General features: G+C 71.4%; 24 protein-coding genes. 9 read left to right on the top strand and 15 right to left on the bottom strand.

The genetic code is table 11. The features are described 5' to 3' along the window. Window positions 1-40: 40 nt before the first annotated feature. Entirely contained in the window at window positions 41-925 is an 885-nt protein-coding gene (locus AB0K05_RS43275; RefSeq protein ID WP_364237464.1) for a TIGR03620 family F420-dependent LLM class oxidoreductase, read from the bottom strand. 34 nt (window positions 926-959) lie between these two features. Between AB0K05_RS43275 and AB0K05_RS43270 the strand changes: the two genes are divergently transcribed. Then, window positions 960-1,313, top strand: a complete 354-nt coding sequence (locus tag AB0K05_RS43270) for a helix-turn-helix domain-containing protein (RefSeq protein WP_148029903.1) — start codon at window positions 960-962, stop codon at window positions 1,311-1,313. After that, entirely contained in the window at window positions 1,310-1,756 is a 447-nt protein-coding gene (locus AB0K05_RS43265; RefSeq protein ID WP_271279711.1) for an NUDIX domain-containing protein, read from the top strand. Before AB0K05_RS43270 ends, AB0K05_RS43265 begins: the two co-directional genes overlap by 4 nt. 53 nt (window positions 1,757-1,809) lie before the next feature. On the opposite strand, the gene AB0K05_RS43260 is transcribed toward AB0K05_RS43265, so the two are convergent. After that, window positions 1,810-2,586 (bottom strand): hypothetical protein, encoded by a 777-nt coding sequence (locus tag AB0K05_RS43260; RefSeq protein ID WP_148029901.1) that lies wholly within the window; start codon window positions 2,584-2,586, stop codon window positions 1,810-1,812. 49 nt (window positions 2,587-2,635) lie between these two features. Then, on the bottom strand, window positions 2,636-3,265 hold the full coding sequence (locus AB0K05_RS43255) for a TetR/AcrR family transcriptional regulator (RefSeq protein ID WP_271279710.1): 630 nt from the start codon (window positions 3,263-3,265) through the stop codon (window positions 2,636-2,638). Window positions 3,266-3,354: 89 nt separating this feature from the next. On the opposite strand from AB0K05_RS43255, the gene AB0K05_RS43250 reads away from it, so the two are divergent. Then, the gene (locus AB0K05_RS43250) at window positions 3,355-4,299 is read left to right on the top strand and encodes a zinc-binding dehydrogenase (protein WP_364237460.1); all 945 of its coding nucleotides are present in this window, start codon (window positions 3,355-3,357) and stop codon (window positions 4,297-4,299) included. Window positions 4,300-4,368: 69 nt separating this feature from the next. On the opposite strand, the gene AB0K05_RS43245 is transcribed toward AB0K05_RS43250, so the two are convergent. The 4 genes from AB0K05_RS43245 to AB0K05_RS43230 all read right to left on the bottom strand — a co-directional run bounded on the left by AB0K05_RS43245 (window position 4,369) and on the right by AB0K05_RS43230 (window position 9,789). Next, on the bottom strand, window positions 4,369-6,075 hold the full coding sequence (locus AB0K05_RS43245; RefSeq protein WP_364237457.1) for a tetratricopeptide repeat protein: 1,707 nt from the start codon (window positions 6,073-6,075) through the stop codon (window positions 4,369-4,371). Window positions 6,076-6,268: 193 nt separating this feature from the next. Beyond that, window positions 6,269-7,492, bottom strand: a complete 1,224-nt coding sequence (locus tag AB0K05_RS43240; protein WP_364237455.1) for a DMT family transporter — start codon at window positions 7,490-7,492, stop codon at window positions 6,269-6,271. 279 nt (window positions 7,493-7,771) lie between these two features. After that, a complete protein-coding gene (locus AB0K05_RS43235) occupies window positions 7,772-8,251 on the bottom strand; it encodes a GNAT family N-acetyltransferase (protein WP_271278058.1) in 480 nt (159 codons plus the stop codon). Continuing rightward, entirely contained in the window at window positions 8,248-9,789 is a 1,542-nt protein-coding gene (locus AB0K05_RS43230; protein WP_271278057.1) for an XRE family transcriptional regulator, read from the bottom strand. Before AB0K05_RS43230 ends, AB0K05_RS43235 begins: the two co-directional genes overlap by 4 nt. A 306-nt stretch (window positions 9,790-10,095) precedes the next feature. Here AB0K05_RS43230 and AB0K05_RS43225 point away from each other — a divergent pair, with 306 nt between their 5' ends. From AB0K05_RS43225 to AB0K05_RS43210, 4 genes are all read left to right on the top strand, one after another. Then, complete coding sequence (locus AB0K05_RS43225; RefSeq protein WP_148029896.1) at window positions 10,096-10,374, top strand: hypothetical protein; 279 nt, start codon at window positions 10,096-10,098, stop codon at window positions 10,372-10,374. A 405-nt stretch (window positions 10,375-10,779) separates the two neighbouring features. Further along, window positions 10,780-11,757, top strand: coding sequence for a mechanosensitive ion channel family protein (locus AB0K05_RS43220; protein ID WP_271278055.1), 978 nt, complete (start codon window positions 10,780-10,782; stop codon window positions 11,755-11,757). A gap of 15 nt (window positions 11,758-11,772) precedes the next feature. After that, entirely contained in the window at window positions 11,773-12,153 is a 381-nt protein-coding gene (locus AB0K05_RS43215) for a globin (protein WP_364237451.1), read from the top strand. Between the two features lie 5 nt (window positions 12,154-12,158). Next, window positions 12,159-13,679: a glycoside hydrolase family 13 protein gene (locus tag AB0K05_RS43210; protein ID WP_271278054.1), complete on the top strand. Its 1,521-nt coding sequence runs from the start codon at window positions 12,159-12,161 to the stop codon at window positions 13,677-13,679. Here the strand turns inward: AB0K05_RS43210 and AB0K05_RS43205 are convergent. Next, on the bottom strand, window positions 13,672-14,853 hold the full coding sequence (locus tag AB0K05_RS43205) for an MFS transporter (RefSeq protein WP_271278053.1): 1,182 nt from the start codon (window positions 14,851-14,853) through the stop codon (window positions 13,672-13,674). The genes AB0K05_RS43210 and AB0K05_RS43205 overlap by 8 nt on opposite strands. After that, complete coding sequence (locus tag AB0K05_RS43200; protein WP_246640532.1) at window positions 14,850-15,224, bottom strand: thioesterase family protein; 375 nt, start codon at window positions 15,222-15,224, stop codon at window positions 14,850-14,852. Before AB0K05_RS43200 ends, AB0K05_RS43205 begins: the two co-directional genes overlap by 4 nt. A gap of 151 nt (window positions 15,225-15,375) precedes the next feature. Between AB0K05_RS43200 and AB0K05_RS43195 the strand changes: the two genes are divergently transcribed. After that, window positions 15,376-16,281, top strand: coding sequence for an SDR family oxidoreductase (locus tag AB0K05_RS43195; protein ID WP_148029891.1), 906 nt, complete (start codon window positions 15,376-15,378; stop codon window positions 16,279-16,281). On the opposite strand, the gene AB0K05_RS43190 is transcribed toward AB0K05_RS43195, so the two are convergent. Then, window positions 16,268-16,870, bottom strand: a complete 603-nt coding sequence (locus tag AB0K05_RS43190) for a TetR/AcrR family transcriptional regulator (protein ID WP_364237447.1) — start codon at window positions 16,868-16,870, stop codon at window positions 16,268-16,270. The genes AB0K05_RS43195 and AB0K05_RS43190 overlap by 14 nt on opposite strands. 104 nt (window positions 16,871-16,974) lie before the next feature. On the opposite strand from AB0K05_RS43190, the gene AB0K05_RS43185 reads away from it, so the two are divergent. Further along, a complete protein-coding gene (locus AB0K05_RS43185) occupies window positions 16,975-18,129 on the top strand; it encodes an acyl-CoA dehydrogenase family protein (RefSeq protein WP_148029889.1) in 1,155 nt (384 codons plus the stop codon). 43 nt (window positions 18,130-18,172) lie between these two features. Here the strand turns inward: AB0K05_RS43185 and AB0K05_RS43180 are convergent, their stop codons facing one another. The 5 genes from AB0K05_RS43180 to AB0K05_RS43160 form a co-directional block, all read right to left on the bottom strand. After that, window positions 18,173-19,303 carry a thiolase gene (locus AB0K05_RS43180; RefSeq protein ID WP_148029888.1) on the bottom strand — a complete coding sequence of 377 codons (1,131 nt, stop codon included), beginning with the start codon at window positions 19,301-19,303 and terminating at the stop codon, window positions 18,173-18,175. Then, complete coding sequence (locus AB0K05_RS43175; protein ID WP_148029887.1) at window positions 19,300-19,701, bottom strand: Zn-ribbon domain-containing OB-fold protein; 402 nt, start codon at window positions 19,699-19,701, stop codon at window positions 19,300-19,302. The genes AB0K05_RS43180 and AB0K05_RS43175 overlap by 4 nt, the downstream gene beginning before the upstream one ends. Before the next feature lie 56 nt (window positions 19,702-19,757). Then, window positions 19,758-20,267 carry a VOC family protein gene (locus AB0K05_RS43170; RefSeq protein ID WP_364237443.1) on the bottom strand — a complete coding sequence of 170 codons (510 nt, stop codon included), beginning with the start codon at window positions 20,265-20,267 and terminating at the stop codon, window positions 19,758-19,760. A 120-nt stretch (window positions 20,268-20,387) separates the two neighbouring features. After that, a complete protein-coding gene (ettA, locus tag AB0K05_RS43165) occupies window positions 20,388-22,052 on the bottom strand; it encodes an energy-dependent translational throttle protein EttA (RefSeq protein WP_219546977.1) in 1,665 nt (554 codons plus the stop codon). A gap of 86 nt (window positions 22,053-22,138) precedes the next feature. Next, window positions 22,139-23,332 (bottom strand): GGDEF domain-containing protein, encoded by a 1,194-nt coding sequence (locus tag AB0K05_RS43160; protein WP_246640523.1) that lies wholly within the window; start codon window positions 23,330-23,332, stop codon window positions 22,139-22,141. Between the last annotated feature and the right edge of the window lie 929 nt (window positions 23,333-24,261).

Below are 24,261 nucleotides of genomic sequence, written 5' to 3'. Positions count from 1 at the left end.
CCCACGCTCCCCGGACCGTCTTCAGGACGTCACAGGTCCCTCACCGCAGGCCGAGCGCGGGGGCGAGGAGCTCCAGCTGGCGCAGGGCGTCGTCGAGGTCGGGGCCGCCGGGCGACAGCGGCTGGATCGCCACGTGGTCGGCGCCCGCGCCGAGGTGCGCCCGCACCCGCTCGGCCACCGCGTCCGGGCTCCCCCAGCCCACGATCGCGTCCACCAGCCGGTCGCTGCCGCCGCCGGCGAAGTCGTCGTCGGTGTAGCCGAGATCGCGCAGGTTGTTGAGGTAGTTGGGCAGGGAGAGGTAGACGGACATGTGGTCGCGGGCGGTCTCGCGGGCCCGCGTGGGATCGGTCTCGACGAGCACCGCCTGCTCGGGCATGAGCAGCTTGCCCGGCCCCAGGATCTCCCTGGCCCGCTCGCTGTGCTCGGGCGGCACGAAGTAGGGGTGGGCGCCGTCGGCGCGGTCTCTGGCCAGCTCCAGCATGCCGGGGCGGAGCGCGGCGAGCAGCCGGGGCGCGTCGACCTCCCGGTGGTGCTTCGCCGTCTCGTCCATGCCGTCCAGATAGCGGCGCATCGCGGTGAGCGGCTTGGCGTAGTCGTGGCCGCGCGCGTTGACCAGCGGCGCGTGGCTGACGCCGAGCCCGGCGATGAAGCGGCCGGGGAAGGCTTCGCCCAGCGCGAACCTGCTGCCCGCCATGGCCGCCGCGTCGCGCGACCAGATGCTCGCGATGCCGGTGCCGACGGCGATCCGGCGGGTGGCCGCCAGGAGGATCGCCGCGGACACGAGCGGGTCCTTGCTGCCTGGGCCCTCGCCCACCCAGACGGACCCGTACCCGAGCTCCTCGGCCCGGGCGGCCGCCCGGCCGCCGGTCTCGCCCGGCGCGTTGCCGAAGAGGGGATGCCAGACCCCGACATGTCCGATGTTCACCGCGCGCTCCTCGCGACTAAGATGTTCGATCGAGATGGAACACTACACCGACGTTCGATCCCCATCGAACACGACACGCGGCCCCGTCCACGTCTCCCCCGCCGAGGCGACCCTCCAGGCCGCCCTCGACGCACTCGGCGACCCCGTCCGCCGTCGCATCGTCCGCGAGCTGGCCGGGGTGCCCGACTGGAGCCGCGCCTGCGCCGCCTTCCACCACCTGCCGGTCGCCAAGTCCACGCTCAGCCACCACTTCGCGGTGCTGCGCGGCGTGGGGCTGCTGGAGCAGCGCGAACAGGGCGCGCGCCGGCTCAACCGATTGCGCCGGCCCGAGTTCGACGCCCGCTTCCCCGGCCTCCTGGCCCTGGTCCTCGACGAGGATGAGACGTGACGGCCGTCAGCGCCCGCCCGGCCGCCAGGGTCGTCTGCCTCGACCGCGACGGCAGGGTGCTGCTGCTCCATTGGCACGACAAGGTCAGCGGCGCCGACCTGTGGGAGCCGCCGGGCGGCGGCCTCGACCCCGGTGAGACGCCCCTGCAGGCCGCCCGGCGCGAGCTGACCGAGGAGACGGGCCTGCCGGGCTCGGCCGTCGAGGACCGCTGGGTCGCCGTCGACCGCGACTTCCCGTGGCTGGGCGTACGTTACGTCAAGAGCGAGCGGTTCTACCTCGCCCGCTTCCCCGAGGCCCGCCCGCCGGTGGACCCCGGCGAGCTCACGGAGGAGGAGCGCGAGGCCTACCTGGGCTGCGTCTGGGCGGAAGACCTGCCGGACAGCGTGCAACCGCCGAACCTGGCGGAGGTGATCGGCGAGCTCACCGGCGTCCGGCCCCGCTGAGGGCCCACAGCTCACCGCCGGCACGGGTTCGGGCGGTGCGACCGTCCGGACGGTCACGCCTGGTAGCCCAGTTCGGTCAGCGACATGGTCAGGAGCGAGCGCAGCAGGGGCCCCGCCACGCGCTCGTGCTCGGCCTCGACGGACAACCCGGCCAGCACGTCGGCGCGGTAGGCGTCACGTTCGCCCGCGTCCGCGTAGGGCTGCGCGGTCAGCGCGACCACCACCGTCGCGCGGGTGTCCTCCGACGGCAGCACCGCCACGGCGTGGGTGCGCAGGCAGGTCTCGTCGGGCTCGCCGAACCACCCGCACTTCACCCCCGACCCGGGCGCGGCCAGCGCCTCCCTGACGCCGAACGCCTGCTGACCCTCCACCTGCCGCATCCACTCCAGCACGTCGCCGGCCACCGGGTCGCCGGCCAGCGCCGCCTGGGCGAGGGCCGCGTACGCGGTGGCCACCTCGTCGGCGGCCACCTCGATGGACCCGAACCTGGAGGGGTCGCCGTTGTGCATCGGCCAGGAGACCCCGGTGCGCTGGTAGATGTCGTCCAGGATGACCAGCGGCCCGACGGCCAGCCACAGGCTGCGGGTGTCGGCGTTGGACGAGATGACCACGGCCGGCTCGGCGTGGCGTCGCCACCGCTCGGCGTCGGGGATGCGACCCGCGGTGACCCACGCGTACAGCGGCTTGAGCAGGGAAGCGCAGCGCAGCCGGTGCGGGCCGGAGCGGACGGCGAGGGTCCGGGCGGGCGGGCCGCCGTGCCCTCGGCTGATGCCCGCCGTCTGCGCGCTCGCGCCCGGCTGGAGATCGCGTAGCAGCTCGTTGAAGCCCACGCACCCACGGTAGTCCCCAAGGCCCGTCCGGGCAGGGCATTCCGATGCCTCACGAAGTGTCGGGGGTCCAGCGGCCTTCGTACCAGTCGAGTGACGGCGGGTCGCCGGGCAGGGGCGTGGCGCCGGGGGCGCGCAGGCCGTCGAGCGCGATGGCCAGGAGCCGCTGCTTGAACCGGTCCTGCAGCTCGTCCGGTGGCCCGGGAGCCGGCCTGCTGAACTGCTCGATCAGCAGCGACACGTCCAGCTCCGTCACGTCAGCCCGCAGCGCCCCGGCCTCGCGGGCCCGCGCGACGAGCCGGCCGGCCAGCTCGGTGGCCTGTCTCGCGGTGCGCGACATCTCGCCGGTGACCTCGATGGTGCCCGCCACCGGCGCCAGCGCCCCGGACCCGAAACCCACGCAGGCCCGCACGTACCCGGCGAACCCCTCCCACGGGTCGTCCTCCGCGAGCCCGGCCGAGGCCGCCTCCACCACCCGCTCCATGGCGATCAGGCACAGCCGCTGCAGCAGCTCCTCCTTGGTGCGGTAGCGGCGGTAGAGGCTGCCCATGCCCAGCCCGGCGCGCTTGGCGATGGCCGACACGGGGGCGTCGAAGCCCTGGGTGGTGAACACCTCGTGCGCGGCCCGCAGCAGCCGCAGGTCGTTGCGCGCCGCCTCGGCCTGCCTGCCGCGCCTGCTCATGCCGTACAGGATAGCCGCCTTGCGGAGCGCAGCGCTCCGATATACCGTCGCGATCGGAGCGGAACGCTCCGGTTGAGGAGAGGTGTGTCATGCGTGCGGTGATGTTGAGGAAGTTCGGCGGCCCGGAGGCGCTGGTCGCCGAGGAGGTGCCCGATCCGGTGCCCGGGCCCGGGCAGGCGCTGATCGAGGTGGCGGTCGCCGGTGTGACGTTCGTGGAGACGCAGGTACGGGCCGACCGGGGGCCGCGCACCGCCGAGCTGCCCGCGATCCTCGGCAACGGCGTGGCCGGCACCGTGAAGGCGGTGGGCGAAGGCGTGGCGGGGTCGCTGGTGGGCGCCCGGGTGGTGAGCACGCTGGGCGGCTACGGCGGTTACGCGGAGCTGGCCGTGGCGGGCGCCGGCGACGTGATCCCGATCCCCGGCGGCGTCTCGCCGGAGCACGCGGTGGCGTTGCTGGCCGACGGCCGCACCGCCATCGGCCTGGCCCGCGCCGCCGGGCCGAAGCCGGGCGAGTGGGTGCTGGTGGAGGCGGCGGGCGGCGGCGTCGGCAGCCTCCTGGTCCAGCTCGCGGTGGCCGCCGGCGCCCGGGTGATCGGTGCGGCGAGCAGCGCGGCCAAGCGCGGGCTCGCCGCCGAGCTGGGCGCCGAGCTGACCGTGGACTACACCGAGCCGGGCTGGGCCGACCGGGTCCGCGACGCGGCCGGTGCGCTGGACGTGGTCTTCGACGGGGTGGGCGGCGAGATCGGCGCCACCGCCGAGACGCTGCTGCGCGACGGCGGCCGGATGAGCGTCTACGGCATGGCGGGCGGCCCGATGACCACTCCGGGCCCGCGCGTGACGGCGGTCCCCTGGCCCGCCACCGACCTGCGCGAGCTGTCCAGGGCCGCGCTGGAGGAGGCCGCGGCGGGTCGGCTCCGCCCCACGATCGGCCTGGTGCTCCCGCTGGAGTCAGCCGCCGAAGCACACGCCGCCATCGAGGCCCGCCAGGTAACCGGCAAAACCCTCCTCACCCCCGCACCCTCCGCCGACGCCTGACCAACGCGGCGGGCAACCGGGGGACGCTTTCCCTCGGCGAGGGGACGTGGCAGTGGAGCCGGGGTTGGGTCAGTGGTGGGTCGCGCGGGTTTCGTCGGCTTCGGCCTCTTCGGTGCGGCCGAGTGCGCGCAGGGCGACCGCCCGGTTGGCGTACAGGTCGGGCTGGGGGCCCAGCTCGATCGCCCGGGTCAGGTCGGCGACCGCCCCGGCCGGATCGCCGGCCTCGTACCGGAGGACTCCCCGGTTGCCCCAGGCGGCCACCAGCGAGGGCGCCCGGTCGATCGCCAGGTCCAGCGCCCGGCGCGCCTCCCGCAGCCGTCCCGCCGCGGTCTCCAGCTGGCCGAGCACCGTGAGCAGGTGCGGGTTCCCGGGCGCGCAGGCGAGCCCGGCCTCGACGTCCGCCCGCGCCTCCGCGTCCCGCTCCAGCGCGGCGAGCAGCCCGGCCCGGTTGATGTACGCGTCCACGTAGGCGGGATCGAGCTCGATCACCCTGGCCAGGTCGGCCAGCGCGCCCGTCACGTCGTCCTGGGCGATGCGGAGCTCCGCCCGGTTGTAGTGCGCCTCGGGCAGCGGCGGCCCGGCCGCCAGCGCCGACTCGTAGTCCGCCAGCGCCTCGGCGTGCCGGCCCAGCTTGAACAGCAGGTTGCCGCGGTCCACGTAGTAGTCGGGGAACATCGGGTCGACGGCGATGGCGGCGGAGAAGTCCTCCAGCGCCTCCTTGGTCCGCCCCAGCCCGGCCAGCAGCTGGGCCCGGTTGGCCAGCAGCACCATCCGGTGCACCGGGTGCCGCTCCCCGAGCTCCCCGGCCAGCTCGATGGCCGACTCGACCAGCGCCAGCGCCTCGGACAGGCGGCCCTCGCGCAGCTCGACGAGCGCCAGCCCGTTGCGGTCGAAGCCGAGCTTGAACGCCCGCTGCCCGGGGTCGGGCAGCAGCGTCGAGATGGCGATCGCCTGGTTGATCCACCCGCGCGCCCTGCCCAGGTCGCGCCGCGCCCGGTCGGGGTCGCGGGCGTCCAGCATGGCCAGCCCGTACGCGGTCGCGGCGTGCACGGCCGGGTCCTGACTGGACCGGCGCGCCCCCTCCCACACGACGCGCGCCTCGGCCCGCCGGTCGAGGCCGCCGAGCGCGGTCGCGGTGCGCTGGGCGAGGCGCCACCACGGCTCGCCGCCGGGCCCGGCCAGCGTCAGCGCGCGCTGCCCCAGCTCGGCCACCGCGTGCAGGAAACCCTCCCGTACGCACCGGTCCACGAGCGTCCACAGCTCGGCGGCGTCCCGGGTGTCCGGCGGCGGCTCCGGACCGTCCGCGTACACGGTGATCGCCAGGACGGCCGGCGGGATCCTGCGCATGAGCACGTCGAGCAGCTCGGTGTCGGTGGGGTCGGCGTGGTCCCCGTTGCAGACGGCCAGGGCGAGGCCGGGCTGCACGACCTGCCGGACGAACTCGGCGATCCCGTTGGCCAGCCGGAGCGTGCGGCGGGGCGCGGGGACGAGGATGCGCTCCTCGTCGGACAGCCGCGCGTCGAGGGTCACCCGCCTGGCGGGCACGAGATCCGCCAGCGCGGGCGCGACGGCCCTGATCTCGATGTCGTGCTCGGCCACCAGCTCGGGGCGCCGGTCGAGGGCCTCCGGCACCAGTCCCCTCAGGAGCGCCGCGCCGACGGTGTAGGGGCCGAGCGGCTGCCGATGACCGTCGATCACGGGCATCAGCAGCCGCGCGTTCCCGAACCGTACGGGCGGACCGCCCGGAGCTCTGAGGTGGGACCGTTCCTCTGTCACCCCTTGTGAATGACGCTGGAGGTCCCACCGAGCCGCGCGGTTCCGGGCTTGCGGACGACGATGCGCTTCATCATGCACCTCTTCACTGGAGTAATATTCATTATTCGGACACTCCAGCGAATATCAAGATATATACCCAATAAGTCAGAGTATAATTACTGAGAAGCGTTCATTATTTCTCCCGCCTATAGCCCTATTGTGACCGAAACCGGCAGGGGTACGTCGCCCCCGATCTTTTGCCGCCGGGTTCGTTCATGAGCTCACACAGGCAACGGCCCAGCCGCGGCACCGAATCGCAGCACCCCTCCGCGTTCTCGTTCCTGGCCCGGACGATGCGGCTGGCCCGCTCGATGAGCCGCTCCAGGCTCGGCTCCCCCGTCCCCTTGGCCGCACGGCCAGGCCACAGGCACGCGTCGGCGCCCGCGCACGGACCGGGCGGGAGCGCCGGCGGCACCTTGCCGTTCAGCATCAGCGGGTCCCCGCGCTTGACCTTCAGCTCGCCCAGCACCCAGGACGCCCGCCGCGAGACCATGAGCAGGTCACGGCGGCGCGACTGGGGCTCGTCCAGCGCGGCCCCGGGCGACGGCACCGCCAGCAGCATCGCCGCCGCCATCAGCCCGCCGCCGAGCAGCATGCTCCAGCCCAGCTGCTCGCCGAACCAGATCACCGCGATGGCCGCCACCCAGAAGGGCTGCGACGACATCAGCACGGCGCTGGGCACCGCGGACACGTACGCCTGCCCGTACGAGCGAGCCAGGAAGCCGAGCGCGCACGACACGACGGACAGGTGGCCGAGCACCACCCAGTCGGACGCGGTGCCCGGCAGCGTGATCCCGTCGCGCACGGCCAGCCCGCCGGTCAGCAGGCCGATGACCCCGAGCTGGATGACCGTCAGCGCGTACGCGTCGAACTGCTCACCCTTCCTGGACAGGCGGCCCAGCAGCAGCGTGTGACCCGAGTACAGCGCCGCGGCGCAGAGCGTCACACCGAGGGCCAGCAACGAGAAGCCCCCGCCCTCGATACCGCGCAGCAGCGTGAACACGGTCATGCCGGCCATCGCCAGCACCACCCCGATCCACACCCGGTAGGGCACCTTGGCCTTGAACAGCGCCAGCGCCATGACCGGTGTGATCACGACACTGCACCCGACGGCGAACCCCGAGACAGCCGCGGGCAGGCTGTAGAGTGCCACGGCCTGCGCGCTCTGCCCCACGCCGAACATGGCCCCCAGGATGAGCCCGTTGATCCACGTCCGCCGCGACAGCCCTCTCAGGCACCTGGGCCGGATGAGGAGCAGTGTCAGAGCCGCCAGCGTGTAGCGCTCGGCGAGCAGATCCTCGACCGGTAAGCGGTGGATGAGATCCTGCATCAGCGGGAAGGCCGACCCCCATGCGGCGCTGACGAACAACAGAAGCACGGCTCCCATAAGGGGTCGGGGAGCGGGCACGACTGCCATGCACGGAAGCATCTCACTACGGATCACGGCAGCCGGATCGCCGATGGTCTGCGGTGATGTTCCTCTACCACCGGGAGTGAAGACCCTCACCCAAGGGACCGGACATCCTTATCCTCCAAATCCGGAGATCCGGCAATTCCCCACATACCGCCACCCCCTCTTCGGCCGTATCTGCCAACCGCCCAGGGCGCACATCAAAAGGAGAAAGCGCCCGAAACGGGCGCCTTCTCCGACATATCCTTAAATTTCAGCAGGTGCGGGTGACAGTCGCTTCTCCCCGTAGACGACAGTGAGCTCGCCCACCTGCTCCCGCGCGACCTCCCGCCACCCGTGCCGCTCGTACAGCACCAGCGCGGCCCCCTGGTTGAGCGTGGTGTCACCGCTCAGCCGGCGGAAACCCAGCTCGGCCGCGCGCTGTTCGAGCGCGGAAAGCATGGCGGAGCCAAAGCCGCGCCCCTGGAACGCCGGGTGCACGCGCAGCCGGCACACCTCGGCGGTCGCGCTGTCGACCGGTTTCAGCCCGCCCATGGCGACGACCCTCCCGCCGGTCTCGCCGACCAGGAAGTCGCCCCCGCACGCCAGGTAGATCTCCTGGATGCGGGGGAAGTCGTCGTCGTAGTAGACCCCGTCGCCCGGCACCAGCCCCACCTCGGCGAGGCAGATCTGATGGAGGGTGAGGATGGTGTCGAGGTCAGACCACCGGTAGCGGCGGATCCTCATGCACCGCCGGCCCCTTCTCCCCCGACGGGCTGCGGGGGCCGCAACTGCTCCTCGTAGGCGGCCAGGCCCGGGTGGGCGGGCTCACGGGCCCGGATCGCCTGCGCCAGCGCGAGGGCCGGACGCATGATGAAGTCGGTGCGGTATTCGGGGCCGAGCAGGCGCAGCGCCTCGGTGCCGATCCGCAGCGCCTCGCCCGACTCGCCCTCGATCAGCCTGCACTGCGCCTGGTCCAGCCTGATCAGCGTCTGGTCCAGGATGTGGTCCTGGTACTGGTGGAGCGCCTGATCGAGCACCAGGTCGGCCTCCAGTGTCTGCCCCAGCTTGGTCAGCACGTCACCCTGGTAGAAGTAGAGCTGCTTCTCCGTGTAGCCGAAGGCCATGTCCTCGCGCTCCTTCCCCTTGATGTGGGAGAAGGCGCTGCGCGCCCGCGCTAGAGCGCGCTTGGCCTGGTCGACGACCTCCTTGCGGCTGTCTGTGCCCGAGAGCATGGCCAGCGCCCTGGCCTCGACGACGGGAGCCATGGCCTGCGCCGCGCACGGCGTCTGGCCCGCCAGGTCGCGGCTCTTCTTGGCGAGGTTGAGCGCCTCGCGGGCGTCGCCGTAGTAGAGCGGGACGAGCGCCTCGCGCGCGGTCACCCACGCGCGCAGGGCCCGGTCGCCGGTCTCGTCGGCGGCGGTGCGGCCGGTGCGGAAGAACGACCGGGCGAGCCGGTGGTCGCCCAGGTTGATCATGATCATGCCGCTCAGCCCGGAGAGCTGGGCGGCCATCCGGCACAGCCGCTCCTGCAGGTCGATGGGCTGGCGCCGGGTCATCGCGTTGCGTACCGCGCTCAGCTCCAGCAGCACGTCGCAGAGCAGCCGGAGCGGCGCCGTGGTCGTGTACTGCCGGCCGAACGCGAGCGTGGCCTCCTCCCACTGGTCGAGCATGGCGGGAGAGACGCTGGACGACACGAGCGTGTAGTCCATCCGCCGGCGGATGCCCTCGCAGGCGCCCAGCACCGGGCCGGTGAGCTTGGTCGCCCCGGCGTCGTTGTTGAGCAGGTTGAGGAGTGCGCGCCGGAGGATGTTCTCGTCCTCCTCGCTGTCGACGTTCTTGTCGGGATGCAGCGACGGGGTGCGCAGCTCGGTCGGCTCGGGCAGGGCCGCGCCGTGACGGCCGTTCACGTCGGCGCCGCCCGCGAGGACGCCGGGCATCCGGTGGCCGTGGCCGCAGATGCACGGCCCGTCGTAGCCGAGCGAGGGGGGCTCGACGCGGTAGACGGTGCACAGGTAGTGGAGGTATTCGGGGCCGGGGCGTTTCAGCCCGCTCTCGTACGCCGACAGCAGGGTCTCCCCGATGCCCGGGGCCGGCTTCTCGTCGCGTTCGAACAGCGCTCTGACCTGTTCGATGACGTCGGCGAGCGCGATGCCGTAGGCCAGGCGGTGACACTTGATCTTGGTTGTGCCGAACTGCGCGCCACAGGCCTCGTGGATCTCTTCAGCGATCTGGGCAGCGGTGCGGCCGACGGCAAGGCCCTTGGCCCTGATCCGGCGAGCCATTTCCGTTTCCCTGTGCTGTCTGCCGGACATCCCGGCCCCTCTCACGCATGTGTCCCGACCGGCTCATCACCCTAGTCACTGAGAGTAGCGTCCAGGTTGCAGTCCGCCTAGCCTCGACTATGGATTAATGATGGCGTGTTGAAAACGCCTCCTTGAAGGCTAGGGATAAGGATCGTCCTCCGGCGGACTGTTTCTTACATTCCGGGAGTGACAAGGCGACTCCCTGTGAGCATGTATGTCGCGTTGCGCAACCAGCCGACATGAGTCATCTTTGGCCCACCGCAACGATTCGAGGGAGGACGAAAGGTGGGGGACGACAACTTCGGGCATCTTGAGCGCCTGGTGTCGGAGCTCGACGCCCGCGGGTTGCTCGCGCGAGTGGTCCGGACCCAGAGTGGCAGGGTCTTCGTCAGGGTCATCAATCCGAAGGCGACGAGCCTGTCCGAGAACGTCACCTGTCGCGTCGCGACCGACATTCCCGACTGGTGGTACTGCTGGTCCTGGGGGGAACGGCTGCACACCGTCGACGACCCGGCCGGTGCGGCGACCAAGGTCGCCCGCGTGCTCGCCGCGGTGGGAGAGTGACCGGGCGGTGAACCGGGTGGAGCGCAGCCACCGCGGCTCACCGTCATCACCGCGGCTCCACGGAGCCGGCGGGACGGCCGGTGCGGAGAGCCGCGCGCCAGCGCGGACTCTGGCCGTCCCGCCGGTTCCCGTCACTCTGCGTAACCATCGAGACCCGCTTTTCGGCCTCGCCGGAAAGCGCTCGGGGACCCCTCCCCGGAAACGGCACGGGACACGCTTCCGGGTGCGTGACCCGTCCGAGCCGACCGTCATCGGAGCGTCAGGTTCCTCCCTCCGCGGCCCAGGGCCTGATGACCCCGTCTTCCCCGGCGTGATGTGACGGCGGCCGGTTCGACCGGCGGTAAATTTGGGGCGTATCCGGCCCCGTACCGCCGGTCGAATCGTTTTCCGGAGGAGGACCCTTCAGTGTTCCTGCTGTCGCCGCCATCGCCCGAACCGACCACGTCCATGGTCCCGGACCTCGACAAGGTGGGCACCAAGATGGCGGAGATCTGCGAGGGGGACACACTCCTCTGCTCAGTGCTGGCCGGCTGGATGGACAACGCGAGCTGGGCGCCGCTGGTGGCCAGCATGATCACGATCGTGCTGATTTTGATCATCGGCTTCCTGGTCCGCAACGTCGTCAACCGCGTCATCACGCGGGTCATCAACCGGGCCGCGACCCGCCCGGTCGGACGCTTCCGCAAGGGCACGGTCACGGCCGGCGTGGACGCCCTGCTGCACGAGCGCCGCAAGCAGCGGGCCGAGACCATGGGCTCGGTGCTCAGGCACATCGCCACCATCGTCATCATCGGCACGACCCTGCTGACCGTGCTGGACCGGCTGACGATCCCCATCGCGCCGCTGCTCACCAGCGTCGGCATCCTCGGCGTGGCCATCGGCTTCGGCGCCCAGGAGCTGGTCAAGGACTTCATCGCGGGCATGTTCATGCTGCTGGAGGACCAGTACGGGGTGGGTGACGTGATCGACGCGGGCGCCGCCATAGGCACCGTCGAGGCGGTCACCCTGCGCGTCACCCGGCTGCGCGACGAGGACGGCCGGGTGTGGTACGTGCGCAACGGCACCATCACCCGCGTCGGCAACGAGTCGCAGGGCTGGTCGCGCGCCTACGTGGACGTGCCGGTCCCCTACGACAGCGACATCACCACCGTGCGGGTGGTGCTGGAGAACGTCGCCGAGGAGATGTGGGCCGACGCCGAGCTGCGCGAGGCGGCCGTCGTGGAGCCGCCGCAGGTGTTCGGCGTGGAGCAGCTCTCCGACAGCAGCATGGTCTTCCGCCTGTCGGCCAAGACGCTGCCGGCCAGGCAGGAAGAGGTGGCGCGGGAGCTGCGGCTGCGGGTCAAGGCGGCGCTCGACGCGGCGGACATTGCGATGGTCGGCTGAGCATAGGCTGGGGTCGTGACTGAAACCTCCTTCTACGAGGCCGTCGGGGGCGAGGAGACGTTCCGGCGGCTCGTGCGCCGTTTCTACGAAGGGGTGGCGGAAGATCCCCTGCTGCGCCCGATGTATCCCGAGGCCGACCTCGCCGGCGCGGAGGAGCGGCTGCGCATGTTCCTCGTCCAATACTGGGGCGGTCCCGGCACCTACAGCCAGCAGCGCGGGCACCCGAGGCTGCGGATGCGCCACGTGCCGTTCGTGATCGGCCGGCAGGAGCGCGACGCCTGGCTCAAGCACATGCGTGACGCCGTCGACGACCTCGGCCTGACCGAGGAGCAGGAGAGCCGGCTCTGGACCTATCTGGTCAACGCCGCCCACAGCCTGGTGAACTCTCCGACGTAGCGGGCATGACACGCCACATGGACATCCCCTGGTGGCGTGATGCCGTCGTCTATGAGATCTACGTCCGCAGCTTCGCCGACGCCTCCGGAGACGGCGTCGGCGATCTCGCGGGGATACGTGAACGCCTGCCCTACCTGAGAGACCTGGGGGTCGACGCCGTCTGGCTGACCCCCTTCTACCCCTCCCCCATGGCCGACGGCGGCTACGACGTGGCCGACTACCGCGGCGTCGACCCGCTGTTCGGCACGCTGGCCGACTTCGACGCGCTGGTGGCCGACGCGCACGCGCTCGGCCTGCGGGTGCTGGTGGACGTCGTGCCCAACCACAGCTCCTCCGAGCATCCCTGGTTCCAGGCCGCGCTGCGGGGCGAGGGCCGCGACCGTTACATCTTCCGCGACCGGCCCAACAACTGGCAGTCCACCTTCAGCGGCCCGGCCTGGACCCAGGTGGACGACGGGTCGTGGTACCTCCACCTGTTCGCGCCCGAGCAGCCGGACTTCAACTGGCGCAACCCCGAGGTCCGGGAGGAGTTCCTGGACATCCTGCGGTTCTGGCTGGACAAGGGCGTCGACGGGTTCCGCATCGACGTGGCGATGGGGCTGTTCAAGGCGGAGGACCTGCCGGACGTGCGCGACCAGTCGTTCATGTCCAAGTCCCCGGTCTGGGGTCAGCCGGAGGTCCACGACGTCTACCGCGACTGGCGGGCGCTGCTCGACACCTACCCGGACGAGCGGATGGCGGTGGGCGAGGTGTGGACCGACACGCTGGAGGACCTGGCGCTGTACGTGCGCCCGGACGAGCTCCACCAGAGCTTCAACTTCGCCTGGCTGCAGGCGCCCTGGTCGGCGACCGCGTTCAGGAAGGTGATCGACGACACGGTGGCGACGGTCCCGTTCGCCACCTGGGTGCTGTCCAACCACGACGTGGTACGCCACCGCACCCGTTACGGCACGGCCGACCCCGGCACCGGCATGGCGCGGGCGCGGGCCGCTCTCCTGGCGACACTTGCCCTCCCCGGGTCGGCATATCTCTACCAAGGGGAGGAACTCGGACTCCCTGAGGTAGAGAATCTTCCTCCGGAGGCGCGGCAGGACCCGGTCTTCAAGCGCTCGAAGGGCGAGCTGCCGGGCCGCGACGGCTGCCGCGTGCCGATCCCGTGGTCCGCTCGGGGCGACTCGTACGGGTTCTCGCCCGAGGGGGTGAAGCCGTGGCTGCCGCAGCCCGACGAGTTCGCCGAGCTGAGCGTGGCCCGGCAGACCGGCGATCCCGGTTCGATGCTGGAGTTCTACCGGCGCGCCCTGGCCTGCCGGCGGGAGCTGGCCCGGACCGTACCGTACGGGCTGGAATGGCTGGAGTCGTCCGAGGACGTGCTCGTGTTCGCGCGCGGGCCGCTGGTGTGCGCGATCAACTGCGGCACCGAGCCGGCGCCGCTGCCGCCGCACGAGAGCGTGCTGCTGTCCAGCGGCCCGGTCGGCGGCAGCCTGCCGCCCGACACGGCCGTGTGGCTCCGGCGCGCCGTCAGCTAGCCCGGGTGGCGCGCTCGTCGCGGACCGGGATGACCGGTAGCGAGACCAGCGCGCACGCCAGACCCGCGGCGAAGGCCGCCCAGTAGCCCGACTGGGTGATCAGCAGTCCGGCGAGGGGGGTGACGGCCAGCGCCACCGTGTTCTGCACCGTGTTGTGGACGCCGAGCACCCGGCCGGCCGCCGCGGGCCCGGCCAGCTCGCCGGCGGCGAGGTAGGCCAGCCCGTTCCCGGCCACGGTGATCACCGCGGCCAGCGCCAGCATGGCCACGCCCAGCCCGGATCCCGCGTACGTGCCGAGCACCAGCAGGGCGAGGGCGGCGAGCGCGGTGAGGGTGAGCAGCCGCAGCGGCGCCATCCGCAGTCCGGTCACGTCGGACCAGCGGCCCGCCGCGACCCGCGTGGCGGCCCCGGCGACGGCCGCCCCCGCGAACAGCTGCCCGGCCGCCACGCCGTCCCACCCGTACACCTCGACCAGGCAGGCGACCCCGTACGTGCCGACGACGACCTGCGGCACCACGTGCAGCCCGCTCGTGGCGTGCACGCGCCAGAGCGCGGGCTGCCGGTACGGGGACCCGGCGGGCTTCCTGGCGGCCCCGGCGACGGCGTGCGGCGGTTCGGCCAGGAACACGCCCGCCAGCACGGCGGCCAGCAGGCTCACGCCCGCGCAGACCAGCATGACGCCGGAGATGCCGTACGCCCGCGCCACGGGCGGCAGCGTGAACCCGGCCACGGCCATGCCGAGCGTGTACGAGACCTGCCGCACTCCCATGGCCACGCCGCGCTCGGGCGGCTCGAACCAGCGCAGCACGATGCGTCCGCCGCCCACCATCGCGGCGCAGCCCGCCGCCCCGGCCCCGGCGAGCAGCGCGACCACCGCCCAGGCGTTCCCCGCGAAGGAGGCTGCGGCTAAGAGCAGGGCGGCACCGCCGACGCCCAGGCCGAGGATCAGCCGCTCGCCGTACCGGTCGGCCAGCGCGCCCCAGGCGACCAGGGCGAGCAGGATGCCGATGCCGGGCGCGTTGGCGATGATCCCGGCCACCGGCAGGGAGACGCCGAAGTGACGCTGGATGTCGGGGATGACCAGAGGCAGCCCGGCCAGGCCGAGGGTGACGCCGGCGTGCGCGTTGACCCCGAGGGCCAGCATGAGCCAGCGCCGTCGGTGCGGGGCGCTCACGCGAAGCGTTTGAGGTACGCCATCTCGTCCTCGGTGAGCCGGCGCGGTGCCGCCCGCTCGGCGTCGTAGGCCACCAGCTTGGAGGTGGCCGTGACGTACAGCTCGTCGTCGTCGAGGATCTCGTACTTCAGCGTGAAGCGCACCGGGCTGATCTCGGTCACCCACGACTCGACCCGGACCGGCTCCGCGCGGAGGCCGAGCGGCCGCAGGTAGTCGATCTCGTGGCGGGTCACGACCAGGCCCTTGAAGGGGGGTTCGCCCGCCTTGTACGGATCGACGTGGAGCATTCCCCAGCGGGCGTCCTCAAGGTAGTCGAAGAAGCGGACGTTGTTCACATGTCCTTGCGAGTCGATGTCCGCGAATCGCACCATTCGGAGAAAGACGTGCCGTTGCGCCAGGGAGTGTTCAACCACGAGGCAACGGTACCGGTTCGCCGTCAAGACCCCGACAGGGCCTACCATTTCTAGATTTGCTTACTAGAATTTTGTTCGCATCAGTCAGCCGAGGGATCGAGGTGTCGAGATGAGCGGGATCGCCGAGGGCCGCGTGGTGATCGTCACGGGCGCGGCCAGGGGCATCGGCCGGGGGCACGCGCTGGAGTTCGCCCGGCAGGGCGCCAAGGTGGTGGTGAACGACCTGGGCGCCGAGGTGGACGGCACTGGCTCGTCCGGGGCGGCGGCGGAGGTCGTCGCGGAGATCGAGGCCATGGGCGGGGAGGCGATCGTCAACGGCGAGGACGTCGCCGACTTCGACGGCGCCAGGCGGCTGGTCGAGGCCGCCGTCGAGCGCTTCGGCGACCTGCACGTGCTGGTCAACAACGCCGGGATCCTGCGCGACCGGATGCTGTTCAACATGAGCGCCGAGGAGTGGGACGCGGTGGTCCGGGTGCACCTGGGCGGCACGTTCGCCCCGCTGCGCCACGCCGCCGCCTACTGGCGCGAGCAGGCCAAGGCCGGTCGGCCCGTCGACGCCCGGATCATCAACACCACCTCGTCCTCCGGCATCTACGGCAACCCCGGCCAGGGCAACTACGGCGCGGCCAAGGCGGGCATCGCGGGCCTGACCGTGATCGCCGCCAGGGAGCTGGAGCGCTACGGCGTCACGGTCAACGCCATCGCGCCGACCGCGCTGACCCGGATGACCGACGGGATCATCCCGGGCGACGCCGACGCGGACCCCGACGACGTGGCGCCGCTCGTGGTCTGGCTGGGCAGCGCCGAGTCGCGCGGCGTCACTGGCCGGGTGTTCAACGTGCGGGCCGGGCGGATCAGCGTGGCCGAGGGCTGGCACGCGGGCCCGGAGGTGGACAAGGGCTCCCGCTGGGACCCGGCGGAGCTGGGCGCGGTGATCCCGGCGCTGGTGGACAAGGCCGCGCCGAACGCGCTGACCAACGGGAAGATCCCCGGCCGGGAGGCTAGCGGATCCTGAGCGGGTCGAGGCGGCGGATCAGCGTCATCGCCGCCTCGGCCACCTCGCGCGCGTCCTCCTCGGAGTCGCTGGTGGCCACCTCGCGGGCGGCCTCGCCGATGATGCTGGTCAGCACCGTCACGGTTAACCGGTCGAGCGGGTCGCCGCCGGAGCCGAGCAGCACGGCGTTCTGCCGTACCCACTCGCGGTTGCGCGTGCGGCGGATCAGCTCGAAGCCGGGCGGCCCGTCGCCGTCGATGAACAGCCGGACCAGGTCGCGCCGCTCCCACGCGCCGTCGAGGTAGGCGCGGGCGCCGGCGATGAGCAGCTCGACCGGGTCGGTGACGCCCTCCTGCTTGGCCCGCGCCACGCTGGCGCCCGCGGCCTGCTCGTGGGCCGCCTGATGGTCCTCGTAGAGGGCGAGGAACAGCTCGGTCTTGCCGCCGAAGTGGTGGTAGAGGCTGCCGACGCTGGAGCCGGCGCGGGCGACGACCTCGGAGACCCCGGCCTCGGCGAAGCCGTGCTCGCCGAACACCTCCCGCGCCGCCTGGAGCATGCTCTTGCGGGTCTGCGCCGTACGGCTCCATTCCCACGAGGTCTTGCGTGCCATGCGAACATCTTAGAGGCGAGAAATTCTAGAATCATATTCTTGACAGCCTGCCGCACGAGAGCCGAACCTTCTCCTAGAGGTTTGTTCTAGGAAGTGAGGCGGCCGTGGACTTCTCGCTCAGCACCGAGGAACGGCAGATCAGGGACACCGTCCGGGCCTTCGTGGAGAAGGAGATCATGCCGCTGGAGCCGGACGTGCTGCGCAACGAGCGCGCCGGCCACCCCGCGCTCGACCCCGGCGTCACCCAGGAGCTGCGGGACAAGGCGCGCAAGACCGGCCTGTGGGGCATCAACACCCCCGAGGAGTACGGCGGCGCCGCGCTCGGCCCCATCATGTCGGCGATCATCGCCATGGAGGTGGGCCGCACGTTCGTGCCGTTCACCTTCGGCGGCAGCGCCGACAACATCCTGTACGCCGGCACCGACGAGCAGAAGCGCCGCTACCTGATCCCCACCATCGAGGGCGAGCGCCGCTCCTGCTTCGCCATCACCGAGCCGGGCGCGGGCTCCGACGCCCGCAACATCAGCGCCAGGGCCGTACGCGACGGCGCCGAGTGGGTCATCAACGGTGAGAAGACGTTCATCACCGGCGGCAGCGAGGCCGACTTCGTCATGGTGTTCGCCGTCGCCGAGCCGTACGGGGTCACCTGCTTCCTCGTCGACCGCGACATGGGCTGGACGTCCGAGCCGATCCCCACGATGGGCGAGTGGGGGCCCGCGTCGCTGGTGTTCCAGGACGTCCGGGTGCCGGAGGAGAACATCCTGGGCGAGCTGGGCAAGGGCTTCGAGCTGGCCATGCAGTGGATCGGCCAGGGCCGTTACATGATCCCCGCCAGGGCCATCGGCTCGGCCGAGCGGATGCTGGGCATGGCCGTCGAGTACGCGAAGATCCGCAAGTCCATGGGCCAGGCGATCGCCGGATACCAGGCGATCCAGTGGATGATCGCCGACTCGCAGGTGGAGATCGAGGCGGCCAAGTGGCTGACGCTCTACGCGGCCTGGCGCGTCCAGCAGGGCATGGACGCCCGGCACGCCTCCTCGATCGCCAAGCTCAACGGCGCGGTCATGGCGAACCAGGTGGTCGACCGGGTGCTGCAGATCCACGGCGGCATGGGCTACACCAAGGAGCTGCCGATCGAGCGGTGGTACCGCGAGCTGCGGCTGCTGCGCATCTTCGAGGGCACCGACGAGATCCAGCGCCGCACGATCGCGCGCAACCTGATCAAGGGCCACGCCCGGCTCGGCACGATCGGGGAATGACCCCGGCTCAGGAAGCGGCGGTGTACCACCGCTTCCTGAAGCCTCACGGCAGCCGGTTCGACAGCACCAGCGTGGCGGCCGAGGCGAACATGCCGCCGTTCCCCAGCACGACGCTCACCTCCACCCCCGGCACCTGCGCGGCCGCCTCACCGCGCAGCTGCCGCACCGCCTCCTGGATGGCGAACATCCCGTACATCCCGGTATGCGTGTACGACAGGCCGCCGCCGTTCGTGTTCAGGGGCAGCCGGCCGCCGGGTGAGGTGTGACCCTCGGCGATGAACGCGCCGGCCTCGCCCCGCTTGACGAACCCCAGGTCCTCCAGCCCGTAGATCGGCACGTGCGCGAAGGCGTCGTACACCATCAGGTGGTCCACGTCGTCGTGCGAGATGCCCGCCTCGGCGAACGCGGCCTCCCCCGACAGGCGGAACCCCTTGGCCGTGGTGAAGTCCTCCATCTGCGAGATCATCGGCGAGTCCATCGCCTCGCCCGAGCCCAGCAGGTAGACCGGGTCGTCACGCCGGGCCAGGTCCGCGCTCGTGACGACCAGCGCGCCGCCGCCGTCGGTCACCAGGCAGCACTCCAGCAGGTGGAACGGGTAGGCGACGATCCGCGAGGCCAGCACGTCGTCCACCGTGATCAGGTCGCGGTGCATCGCCCGCGGGTTCAGGTGCGCCCAGCGCCGCTGCGCCACCGCGACCTCGGCGAGCTGCTCGTGGGTGAGGCCGAACTCCTTCATGTAGCGCAGCGCCGTCAGCGTGAACGTGGTCGTCGGGCCCATCACCCCGTACGGCATCTCGAACTGGCCCATCAGCGAGTCGGGCGCCATCGAGAACCGCGGCGCCCCGATCCGGGACCGGCCCGACTCGCCGTGCGTGATCAGCACCGTACGGCAGAGCCCCGCCCGGATGGCGGCGGCCGCGTGGCGCACGTGGAACAGGAACGACGAGCCGCCGACCCCGGTGCCGTCGAGCCAGGACGGGGTGATGCCCAGCGCGTGGGCGACCTGGATGGGGCCCGGGGTGCCGACGGTGGCGATGCCGTCGATGTCGTCCTTGGTCATGCCCGCGTCGGCCAGCGCGTTGCGCGCGGCCTCCAGGTGGAGCTCCATCGTCGAGTGGCCGGGCAGCCTGCCGACCGCGTCGGTCTCGGCGGCGCCCGCGATCACCGGGTTCACTGGGCACCGCCCGCCGGCTCGAAGAGGGGCACGTGCACCTCGCCACGTTCCTCGAACGTCACCCGCAGCGGCATGTCGAGCTCCAGGTTCTCGGGCGCGGGCTCGACGCCGACCAGGTTCGTCATCATCCGCACCCCCTCCTCCAGCTCCACCACCGCGATCGCGTACGGCCCCTCGAACCCGGGCGCCGGCCGGTGGTTGATCACGTACGAGTAGAGCGTGGCCCTGCCGCTGGCCCGCACCCACTCGACGGAGCCGGAGCCGCAGCGGGGGCAGCTCGGCCGGGGATAGAAGTAGTGACGCTCGCAGGCCAGGCAGCGCTGGATCCTGAGCTCTCCGGCCGCCGTCCCGTCCCAGAAGGGCTGGGTGTCGGGAGTGGGGCGTGGTACGGGCTTCATGGGGCTCCCGCCTCTCGGTTTTAGAACCCCACTCTAGATTTTTCTTCTGCGTTTGCTCAAGGGCTCGGGATCCCGTTCCCGTTCCTGCCCTCGCCGGCCAGCACCTCCTCCAGCGTCGCCCTCGGCCCGTCCGGGCGCGGACCCACCTGGGCGAGCTGGATCAGCACCCCGTGCGCCTCCTTCGGATGCAGAAACACCTCCCGCCAGCGGGGATCCGACAGGTTCAGCCCGTGCAGCCGGTAGCCCTTCCCCCTCAGTCCGGCCACGGCCGCGTCGATGTCGCTCACGTGGAAGTTGAGATGGTGCACGCCGCCCCTGCCCCGGGTCAGCTCGAAGAAGCTGTCGAAGAACGTCGAGCCGGGCAGCGGCTCCATCAGTTCGATCTTGCTCCCGTTGGTGTAGGTGAGCTGCAGGGTCCGGTATCCGGCCTGCCGGTTGTCGCCCCCGCCCCCGAGGTGCCGCCCACCGAGCAGGTCGCGGTAGATGGGCAGCAGGTCCCTGATGCGCGGCGCGGCCACGGCCGTGTGGTCGAAGGCCACCTCGACGCCGTCCAGTTCGAGCTCCACCCGGACTCCTTCCCCTCAGCGAATCTAGAATCTGATTCTAGACATCCCTCGTGCACCCAGGAAACGCGAGATCCCGCACGGAGACGGTCTCCGTGCGGGATCCGGGGTGGAACCACGTGATCAGTCGCGGTGCAGCTTGCGGTAGGTCACCCGGTGCGGGCGGGCCGCGTCGGCGCCCAGCCGATCGATCTTGTTCTTCTCGTAGTCGGCGAAGTTGCCCTCGAACCAGAACCAGTTGGACCCTTCCTCCCACGCCAGGATGTGCGTGGCGATCCGGTCGAGGAACCACCGGTCGTGGGAGGTGATGACGGCGCAGCCAGGGAACTCCAGCAGCGCGTTCTCCAGCGAGGACAGCGTCTCGGTGTCGAGGTCGTTGGTGGGCTCGTCGAGCAGCAGCACGTTGCCGCCCTGCTTGAGGGTCAGCGCCAGGTTGAGCCGGTTGCGCTCGCCGCCGGACAGCACGCCCGCCTTCTTCTGCTGGTCGGGCCCTCTGAACCCGAACGCGGCGATGTAGGCGCGCGACGGCATCTCGACGTTGCCGACCTTGATGTGGTCGAGCCCGTCGGAGACGACCTCCCACACGTTCTTGTTGGGGTCGATGCCGCCCCGGCTCTGGTCGGCGTACGAGATCTTGACGGTGTCGCCGACGGTGATGGCGCCGCCGTCGGGCTGCTCGTCGCCCGTGATCATGCGGAAGAGCGTGGTCTTGCCGACGCCGTTGGGGCCGATGATGCCGACGATGCCGTTACGCGGCAGGTCGAAGGTGAGCTTCTCCATCAGCAGGCGGTCGTCGAAGCCCTTGGTGAGATCCTCCGCCCTGATCACCGTGGTGCCGAGGCGCGGGCCCGGCGGGATCTGGATCTCGTCGAAGTCGAGCTTGCGGTGCTTGTCGGCCTCGGCCGCCATCTCCTCGTAGCGCTGGAGCCGGGCCTTGCTCTTGGTCTGGCGGGCCTTCGGGTTGGACCGGACCCACTCCAGCTCGTCTTCGAGGCGCTTCTTGCGCTTGACGTCCTTCTGGCCCTCGACCCTGAGCCGGGCCGCCTTGGCCTCGAGGTAGGTCGAGTAGTTGCCCTCGTAGGCGTAGGCACGGCCGCGGTCGAGCTCGAGGATCCAGGTCGCGACGTTGTCGAGGAAGTAGCGGTCGTGGGTGACGGCCAGGACGGTGCCGGCGTACTTCTCCAGGTGCTGCTCCAGCCACTGGACGCTCTCGGCGTCGAGGTGGTTGGTCGGCTCGTCGAGCAGCAGCAGGTCGGGCGCCTCCAGCAGCAGCTTGCAGAGGGCCACGCGGCGGCGCTCGCCACCGGACAGCGTCGTCACGTCGGCGTCGGGCGGCGGGCAGCGCAGGGCGTCCATCGCCTGCTCCAGCTGGCTGTCGAGATCCCAGGCGTTGCGATGCTCAAGCTGCTCCTGCAGCTTGCCCATCTCGTCGAGCAGCTCGTCGCTGTAGTCGGTGGCCATCTGCTCGGCGATCTCGTTGTAGCGCTCGAGCATCCTCATCGTCTCGGCGACGCCCTCCTGGACGTTGCCGAGCACGGTCTTCTCCTCGTTGAGAGGCGGCTCCTGCTGGAGCATGCCCACGGTGAAGCCCGGCATCAGCCGCGCCTCGCCGTTGGACGGCTGCTCCAGACCGGCCATCATCCGGAGCAGCGTCGACTTGCCCGTGCCGTTGGGCCCCAGGACACCGATCTTGGCCCCTGGCAGGAACGACAGGGTGACGTCGTCAAGGACAACCTTGTCGCCATGCGCCTTGCGCACGCGCTGAAGCGTATAGATGTACTCCGGCATGGTATCTAGCTTAGGGGCTCCCGCCCGAGCTTCCGAACGGGACGGCGAAGGGCCTTCCTGGCCGGGCCTGCCGGGGAGCCGCGAGGTCAGCCGGCCGGGTCGCCCTGGAGACGGGGCGGGACGGCGGGGACGCAGACGCGGTTTCTGCCCAGCTCCTTGGCCCGGTAGAGGGCCAGGTCGGCGGCCGCCAGGAGCTCGATGAGGTCGTCGCCGTGCTCGGACATCAGGGCGACGCCCGCCGAGACCGTGACCGAGATGACCGCCTCGTCGGCGGGGACGGACATGCGGCCGATCCGGGCACGCAGACGCTCGGCGACCCGGCGGGCCTCGTGCAGGTCGGCCCCCGGCAGCAGCACGACGAACTCCTCGCCGCCGAAGCGCCCCACCAGGTCGTAGTCGCGCAACTGGCCGCGGAGCACGTCCGCCACGTTGACCAGCACCAGGTCTCCGGCCAGATGCCCGTGGGCGTCGTTGACCCGTTTGAAGTGGTCGATGTCGATGATCAGGAGCGCGAGCGTCTCTCCCGTACGGCGCGCGCGGACGATCTCGGTGTCGGCCTCCCGCTGCCAGGCGGCGGCGTTGAGCAGGCCGGTCTTCGCGTCGGTGCGGGCCGCCGCCTGCAGCTGGGCGTGCAGGAGGCTGCGCTGGAGCAGCACGACCGGGGGGAGGGCGAGCAGCAGCAGGATGGGGTGCAGGCCGCACCCGACGGTCACCGTGACGCCGAGGCACAGCTCCACCACGTCCAGCGTGAAGCTCTCCCGGTCCCAGAGCACCGCGCGCCAGCCGAGGTCGGGGTTGGCGGTGTGGGCGGCGATCGCGATCAGGGCGGTGTTGATGAGCGCGAACACCACGGCGGCCAGGATAGCCAGCATGATGGTGGCGCTGTCGCTCCCCGAGAGCGGCCAGGCTTCCGGGGCCAGCCCGTGGAACAGCAGGGACGCCGCGCACCCGGCCAGGCCGATCGCGGCCGCGCTGAACACCCGCCGGTGCAGCACCGCCGCCCGGACCCGCAGCTGCAGCAGCGTCTGCAGCACGATCGGCGCGAGCAGCGCGTACACCGGCGGCAGCAGCAGCGCGACGGGCAGCCACCAGGCCGACAGCAGGTCACGCGACACCCCCGCCGGCATGCCGAGCCGTCGGGTGGCCTCGATGCAGACCGCGCCGCAGCCCATCAGCGCCGCGAAGACCATCAGGCTGCGCCAGTGGAAGGGGGTGGTGAGGGCCGTCGCGGCGATCGCGGCCAGGTCGGCGACGACGATCACGCTGATGTAGGCGACCAAGGCCCGGCGTTGGCCGAGAAATGGCCATCGGGAGACCAATGCGGACAGACCGTCACGTCGCTTTATCGAGGTGTGACTGGCCGCCGCCATGTGGTCTCCCCTCCCACTAACGATGTGTAACACAATAGTTGCGGAGTGTGCGGTGCGCGATGGGAAACGATAGCTTTGCCAGAGAAACCGCAGAGCTTATGTGGTTGGCTAGATGTGGACACGGTTCGCTTCCGCGAACAAGCCACTGCGAAGGGAGCACATCATGATGCGGGGCGTCATCTGGACTTGACGACCGCCCTTGCCCTCCACGCGGGCGACCCATCGGCCCCGGCGCTCACCACTCAGCGCGCCACCGATGCCCCCTCCCCCCACCTTCCCGGGGCCCGGTTCGTCTTCCCGCATCCCTCGTGTTCCAGCATCACCCGCGCGACCTCTCGCCAACGCCGAGGTCATCTCATCGACCTCTTCGGGAAACCCCCGGGCTAGGCACCGTGAGGCATGCCCCCGGCCCGCTCATCCCGCCGTCACCCCGGAGAGCCTGCGGAGAACCGGGGAGATCCCGGCCGGACGCCCGCCACCGGCTACGCGACATCGGCGCGCCGTTTCCGGCGCGGGACCTCCTGGCGGGACGCCAGAGGCGGCGCACCACCGCCAGCGGCCGGACCTCCTGACGGGACGCCGGGATCGGCGCGCCACTTCCACCACCGGACCACCTGGCCGGACGCCGGAGCCGGCACGCCGTTTCCGGCGCGGACCCTCCTGGCGGGACGCCGGGGCCGGCGCGCCACCGCCAGCACCGGACCACCCGACCGAACGCCAGAGACGGCGCGCCACCGCCAACGCCGGACCACCTGACCGGACGCCAGGATCGGCGCGCCACTTCCAGCGCCGGATCACCTGACCGGACGCCAGGATCGGCGCGCCACCGCCAGCACCGG

This window comes from Nonomuraea sp. NPDC049486 (assembly GCF_040676925.1).
Classification (GTDB): Bacteria; Actinomycetota; Actinomycetes; order Streptosporangiales; family Streptosporangiaceae; genus Nonomuraea; species Nonomuraea ferruginea.
The sequence above is the reverse complement of the archived record's forward strand: the minus strand, read 5'-3'. Positions and strand labels throughout refer to the sequence as shown.